The following is a 7,351-nucleotide window of genomic DNA, read 5'->3' on the forward strand; positions in this document are numbered from 1 at the left end:
TTTACAGGATTAAAATCGATGATGATAATGCAAAAACAATGAGGATGTGCTTGCTTAAATAGATATCAGCTATAGGTCAATCCGGCAGCTGCCGGATTGACTGTTTAGGCTATGCTGTTAATGCAAGTTGGTGCATGAGGACGTACGCCAACCACACCCTAATTCGGGTTAAGCAAATCAATTAATAGACTATTTGAAAGGCGGTTATAATAGCCGCCTTTCTATTTTAGATTATTTAAGTTTTTTCGATGTCCATCTATAAGGATTTTCAATAAGGAAGCGCGCCATATGGTATTCATAATAGGCGTAATGCTCTGTTTCTAATACTTTTTCCAATCGCATAAGTTGACGTTTCCGGCAATCGTCGGGATTGCCGCTTATATCCTGTAATAAGGCATCATAAAAGTAAAATTCACAGCGTAAACCATAGAATGGTAATCCCGCTTGCCCGAATATTGATTGCTCGAAAGCTTCTTTGTTTTCCAAAGGATTGAAAATCATGCCGGCTTCCACCTTACCCAGATAATAGCCAATCATCATTTCGGATATTACTTTGATATCTCCATTTACAAGGCGTTCGGTCCAGCTCGACTGATCGATGCTTTTCCAGCGTTTTTCCAGAAGCTCATTGGCTTCGTTAATTCTTCTTTCGATGTTGTACGTCCAGTATAACATCATTAGAATATAATCTTTGTAAGAATGTTTGGTTTTAAGGAAACGATTCGCAACATCCTCATAATTTCCTTCGCGGGTTAATAATTGTATAAATGAAGAAATACAAAGCCAATCAGGTTTGTTAAACAGCGGATTAGATAAACCGTAAACAGCCGAATTTAACGCTTGGTCAATTTCCAACTGCGCCAACCGGAGAAGAAATTGCTGTGTTGCCAGAGGTTCGCTTTCCGGGAAAATATCTAATGCCACGTAAAGTATGCTGTCGGCTTTGGCAATTTGATTTGTTTTAAGGTATAAATCAGCAAGGCTCATATATACTCTATCAAGTTCAGGCCAGCCGTATTTATCTGATGGAATTATCTCGATTAAATTATTAAGCAGTCTTAGGGCATGAAGTTCATATTCATCAGTTGGTTCGGGATACTCATTTTCAATTAAAATGAGAAAAGCCAAGGCTCTGTTGTAATCGAGCCAGGCGCGCTGTCTTGCCCGGTCATGGAGTTCTATTTTTGAAATGTTAGACTCTGCCCTGTCTGTCAGGTCAAGAACTTTAAAAGCATCTTCCTTGTTCCACCAAACACCTGTAAATTGAGCCGCAAGATAACAAGGTATCCAAAAACTTTTTGAGTGAATATCAGCAAGCGGTTCGAGAATCGACAAATACCAATTTGGCGCGCGGGTTTCGGTATAAGGAGATAAAAGTTCCTCGAATGCTGCAACGGCTTGTTGATTGGTCCATTGTCTAAAAGAGCTTTGAATTAGCGACTGAATTTGGTCGATATGCTCAGGCGGTTTTATATACTGCTTATTGATTTCAAGCATCAGGTAAGCAAAAAAGTATTTCTCATTAGGCGTCCAGCGTTCACGGTTATACTGCGACAAAAGCTGTTCTTGAAGAGCTATTGCTTTCTTGTGCAGTTTTTCCTCAACATAATCCCACAGTAGATATAACTGCAGTTTGCGTCGGCGTTCGGAGGTTATGCTTGCGGCGGAGCTATCAAGAAATACTTCCAGTTCAAAACAGATTTGTTTATCAGGCTTACTTGCTGAATGCAGCATTCCCGGCTCAGGCAAAATACAAATTTCATCCAAGCGCATTGATTGATTTTCCATCGCCAATTGTTGTTGCGGAGAATAAAGAGCTAAAAACGCCATGGATGCTAAATCGGCATCAATTTCTACCGCTTTTCCAAAATGATTTGCAGCTGTTTTATACTTTTGCTCGTTGAGCGAATTAATTCCCCGTTCTATATAATTGACAACAGGACCTGTCGGAATATCTTCAAGGTTAGGATTCAAGCGAGCCTTTTGTGTTTGTCGAAGGCAGTCAGTGATATGCTTAACATCCAGATGATTTTCAGTATTGATCCAGAATACTAAAGAGCTAAGAAGCCATAATGGGTCATTGATAGTTTGCTCGGGAGCGATTGCAGCAAGCGCCTCCTCTACCAATCCATCCTTGTCATATATATTCAATTCAGTTTCATTCGGCATGATTACAGAACGTAAGATTATTCTGATATCGGTAGGATTGTAGTAAGTATATAACCAGTTGCGAAAATCATTTACCGATGGGTCATTCAGCAGCCAGTAAATATCTTCGGCTGTCAGCCAGTTAGTACGATATGCAGCATAACGAATATAAAGTTCGCTGATAAGCGTTTCTAAGGCATTGTCAGGTTGGGCAAGAATTAGCCGAGATTGTTTCTTATCCTCTGCCTGATTTAAAAATTCTATTCGAAAAACATTATCCGCCATGCCAATTTTTTGTTCACGGAATTTTACATCGGGTGTCTTAATGCCGAATTGCTTATAAATATCTCCTCGCAGTTTCGTTAAAGCCTCTTTTAATTCCGGCACTAAATCATCATCGGGTGTGATAAATCTTTCTTTTAGACTTCGCCCCAGATAAATTCGTATCGGCGGTTTGAGAGGAGGAAACCAAGGGGCGGTTTCCTCATAAACATCATAAAACTCGTATCCAAATAGCCATAAATCCTGAATATAGGCGTTTGCTCCCGGTCGTTTTTCCGGCAAAAACCGGGGAAGGTTTCCGGCTATGCTATACTGGCTCATTATCGCCATCTTCGCCGCCGAATCAGGCGGAATATCGGGATACATAGCAATCGCATCGAGCAGATAATCAAGCTTTGTTAAAGGATAACCTTGACGTACAATTTCGATAAGCACTCTTCTAATTCCATCAACACCGCCATAGGCTTTAACAACTTCTTCGATGGTCTGAGGATGATAAATTCCTTCGTTATCCAGAAGGTATTCAACACTTTCAAGCGTAAGAACAAATTCCGGCGTTTCGAGTAAACGAGCGGCAAGAGTGAGTACAGTAGCCGATTCTTTAGGCAGGGCATCGTGTCTTGATACATTCCATAAAGGCAGAGTCCAGTATGGCACAAACCAGTAGGCGCCTTCTTTCTCGGAAATTTCCAGCCGCGCCCATTCATTTTTATGATTGTTTAAAACATCAGGCAGTAAATCAGGAAGCCCGGTTTCAGAAACAAGAATATAGTCCGGTTTTAAAGGAACAAATATCGTTGAACTAAAGGATTCGGCAGATCGTTCCATCTGAACCTGTTGATATTGGTCGCTGTAGGTAAAGTATGAAATCTCCAGATATTCCGTCGATAGAGTGGTATCCGCAACCAATTTCAGACGCATAGGCGCGGCTATTCCCCAATCTTTCGCTAATTTTTTAGCCATCTCCTGCCACTGAATCTGGAGATTTGCTTTATTGAGATGGCGGTCTGGATTATACTTTAATGTCAGCGGCCATTCGCCGGTTATTTCCTCTAAATAAAGCAAATTTTGCTTGGTCGAATCACTGATTCTATATCCCTCACGTATAAGAGCATTAGATTCCTCAAGGATTTCTAACAGTTTTATTATACTGCCGCTGGTCTGCTTGTTCCAAAGATATAAAGCAACGCCATCCATCACGGTTTTAGTATTTTTTTGACGAATATCATCCGGCTGCTCAATGAGCGATTTAATCCGTTTGGTAGTGAGATTGTATTCCTCGTATGTTTGAATTATCCATCTGAAGCCAATAATAATTAGTAAAACAAACAGCAGTCCGACAATTCCTTTTATTGTTCGCCGCTGGGCTAAGGTATTTTGGTATTTCTGCTGCCAATCTTTATTGGATTCAAGAATTGGCTCTATCAAACGGTCGTGAGTTAACTCGTACCAGCGCGCTCCGGCGCGTATTTCAGCCCTGATTATATGCTGGTCTTCAAGTATATCTATGGCAGTATTGCTAATTTTTCCAGTATGAGTTTCACCCCTGAAAACAGTCCCGCGCGTTCCGGCAGGAGTAATAATCTGCATACTGAACCAGTTGCGTAAGTCTTTTTCTTTTATTCCGATAAGGTCTATGGTTTTTCTAAGCGAGGCCTCGTAAAATTCTCTCAATGCTGTTTCTATATCGCCGAATTTCTCTACATGTTCAGCCTTGATAACAGCAATATCCTGCGGCAGTTTTTGCCATAAGTTGCGGCAAACAACTTGAAGCTGTACCGGTTCGATATATTCGCCCTCAGATTCTAATATTTCGCCATTGATGCTTTTTACTCTGATTTTCAGGAGCTGATTAACAAGGTTTGAGGCTACCTCTTTATCAAAAGAACGCTCTGTGTCTCGCAATGGTCCCTCAACTGCCAGGCAAGCCGCTTCATGACGCAGACATTCCATACGATAACGGGTACGCAGGCATTCGGGAAGCAAATTCACATAAGGGTCAAAATTGGCTAAGAAATCCTCTCTGATAACAAAAAGTACGCGCAATAAAGGATCATCCTCAAGCGCTTCTGTTACTTGACGGAAAAAATCTTCCCTTTCTTTCCATCGTTCGGGGTAAAATGTAAACAGTTCTTCAAACTGGTCAAAAATGATTACGCGAGGCGAAGGTCTTTTATTCTTATTTAACTTATGACTTTTCTCTTTGAGGTATTCCGCCAGAGTCATTTTTTTCATTCTTGCCGGATCGGATATATCTTTTGACCAGCTAATTAAGGAATTTAACACATAAACATTCGAAACTTCATCGGGTTGTATATCCTGGGGAATTAAGCCGCGTACGCGTGTTGAGGGGAGTATTTCAAACCCTTTTTCCTCTAAAAGCGGTATAAGACGAGCATTAAGCAGAGATGTCTTACCGGCGCCCGATTGAGCATGAAGGATAACCTCGCCATGAGCCACAATTAGCGATAGAAGGTCGCGTGCTTCTCGTTCACGGCCAAAAAAGTATGGGCTGTCTTCTCTTTCGTAGGGACGCGGGCCGATATAGGGTTGCAGGTTATTAGCCATGATCAAACTCCTCCCATCGCTTTTTCAGCTCGGCAGCGAATTCCCGGCATGTTCCCCAGTAAACCTTTATTTCAAGTTTGCCAAAATAGCTGTCGAGATATTCCTGTACTTTTTCCCTTTGCTCATCAGAAACGCCTATTTCGCTTGGAGTGAGCTGTACCGAAACATGCGATATGCCGATACTTCTCTCAAGATAACCGTATATGCTTCTGAACAGGACGCGAAAATCCCAATCAGCGAGTCGGTAGCCCAAAAAAAGAAGCGATGTTCCGGCAAATGCGCCCTGTATTCGCGGAGGCAGGAGATTTTGGTCTTTGGATATGCTTATAAGGAAATCTAAGTAATCATCCTCAGTAAGAACCAGCGACTGTTTTACTCCAAAATGTCCGTGAAGGTGAAAAACTACCGGATTGGCTGGTGTTGGCTCATAGCTTGAATCCAGACCGAGAATGCCGGGCTGATTCTTGACTATCTTATTCCAGCGGCATAATTCCTGCTTGGGGTCTCGTCTGCGGCTGGCAAGGGCTTTAACCATGAAGTCATCATAATTAGTAGTAATATATATTGGCAGGGGAAGGTCTGCCAGGATGCCATGCGGCTCGTTGGGTTCGTTGAAATCGGGCGATGCGGCATCTTTGAACATCCTGCAAATCTCGCCTTTCGGAAACATGCTGTCGAAATCAACAGCCATAAACTGGGCTACTCGGGCAAGGTCATCGCAGGAATCTTGTAAAGGATAATGGAATTTATCCGCCCATTTCCGCGCAATATCGCTCCCCAACGGCAGAGTTCCGTAACAGGCTCCGGCGCCGAGAAAGGGAGTACATTCGCCATCCCTGATTCTTCCGAGAAGGAGAGTCCAGTCTTTATCTCTAAGCGTATTCGGCATTATATCCTTCCTGTATTTTATTTAATCCGTAGTCGTTCTAATTATATTTTCTCTCTAAGACATCAAGAACCAAATGAAGCAGTTCATCAATCCTGTTGGTTATGCCAAAGGCTCGGTTAGGAATACCTTTATCAGCCTGTAAAAGGAACACGTAAAAAATAACGGGCACAGTGTCATTAAACTCTCGCAAGCGGTTTAATAAATCGAGGCCGGCAGTTGGTTCGGAACCGCGAGCCATATCGGATATAATAATATCATAAACCGATTCTTTTGAATTTGTACTTTTTTTCAATATTTCGAGAGCTTCATCCGTGTTTTTTGCCGTATCGATTTCAGCTCCCAGCTTATGAAACATTTTTCGCTCGTTAATACAGCTTTCGGGATAATCATCCACCCAGAGTATTTTTGCATCCCTAAATACTTCCAGATTTTTTTTAGCGCGATTTATTGCCCGTTTTTTGTCCGATGCGGATATTTCAACACGCCATTGAGAATAATTGGGGGACTTTTCAGCCAATACCATAGCATCATCTATTGAATCACCTATAAATGAGAGTTCCACATCCATAAACTTAAAGCCTGCCAGATTTGGCAGTAAATCCCTTTTAATGGGCTTATAGAATACTATAATTACAACAACAGCAATAACTAACCAGAGAATAGATGGAATCAATTTTATAAGCTCGATGTAAAGTTCTGTCGACATACAGCCACTCTCCTTGAACAAGTGTTTATATTAATGAACTATGTACTTCATTGCCTGTTCCAAAGCTCAGGTATTACAAAGAAAATCGCATCATATCAGAACATTCTGACATTTATATTTAAATAGTAGGGGATACATAATTATCATGGCAAGCGGTTTTTTGATGATAATATAACTACTAATCTGCAATTTTGGAGCAAAGCGAATAATTTGCAGTGTCGAAGAATTTGAAATGGCTTGGCTGGTTTTGTCTTATTGATGCAAGAAATTTGTGTTGTATGGAAATATTACCTAAACTACAAATACTACAATTTTATATATTTATCTTATAATTTGGAAGTTCTGATTACCATAGTCAGGCATTTACAGAAATGAAATTTGCGGCTTTACGATTATAGAAAGCGTTTAATATCACTTTAATATTTTAGCGTGAAGTTTATTTAGCTTTAACTATTTTCAATAATATTACAATTTCACTACTGTCCGGTCTTTTCGATTTAGTTCTTCAATAATATATAGTAAAGCGATACTTTCTTGAATTATAACCTAAGCAGCAGCAAGATGTTGGGCGATTCCAGTAAACATTAATATTTCATCTTTTATTTTGTTAAATATTTCGGGATAAGATTTTAGAAATTGATTTTAATTCGCTGATTATCAATTTACGTCTTTCCCCCGCCGCGTCGGGGGAATCCGGAAAACTGTTCGTTAACTCAAAGGTGGATAACAAGAATACCATGCCCCGTGTCCGCAGACAG

The 7,351-nt window shown here is 40.8% G+C and carries 3 protein-coding genes; all 3 read right to left on the reverse strand.

Annotated features, from left to right (window positions below; genetic code table 11):
- Nucleotides 1-231: 231 nt before the first annotated feature.
- The 3 genes from J7K40_00740 to J7K40_00750 are packed head-to-tail and all read right to left on the reverse strand — an operon-like array spanning nucleotide 232 to nucleotide 6,593.
- Nucleotides 232-4,998: an ATP-binding protein gene (locus J7K40_00740; GenBank protein MCD6160925.1), complete on the reverse strand. Its 4,767-nt coding sequence runs from the start codon at nucleotides 4,996-4,998 to the stop codon at nucleotides 232-234.
- Nucleotides 4,991-5,887 carry an SIR2 family protein gene (locus J7K40_00745; GenBank protein MCD6160926.1) on the reverse strand — a complete coding sequence of 299 codons (897 nt, stop codon included), beginning with the start codon at nucleotides 5,885-5,887 and terminating at the stop codon, nucleotides 4,991-4,993. The genes J7K40_00740 and J7K40_00745 overlap by 8 nt, the downstream gene beginning before the upstream one ends.
- 37 nt (nucleotides 5,888-5,924) lie before the next feature.
- The gene (locus J7K40_00750; GenBank protein MCD6160927.1) at nucleotides 5,925-6,593 is read right to left on the reverse strand and encodes a response regulator; all 669 of its coding nucleotides are present in this window, start codon (nucleotides 6,591-6,593) and stop codon (nucleotides 5,925-5,927) included.
- Nucleotides 6,594-7,351: the final 758 nt, after the last annotated feature.

It is taken from the genome of Candidatus Zixiibacteriota bacterium, from assembly GCA_021159005.1.
GTDB lineage: Bacteria > Zixibacteria > MSB-5A5 > UBA10806 > 4484-95 > JAGGSN01.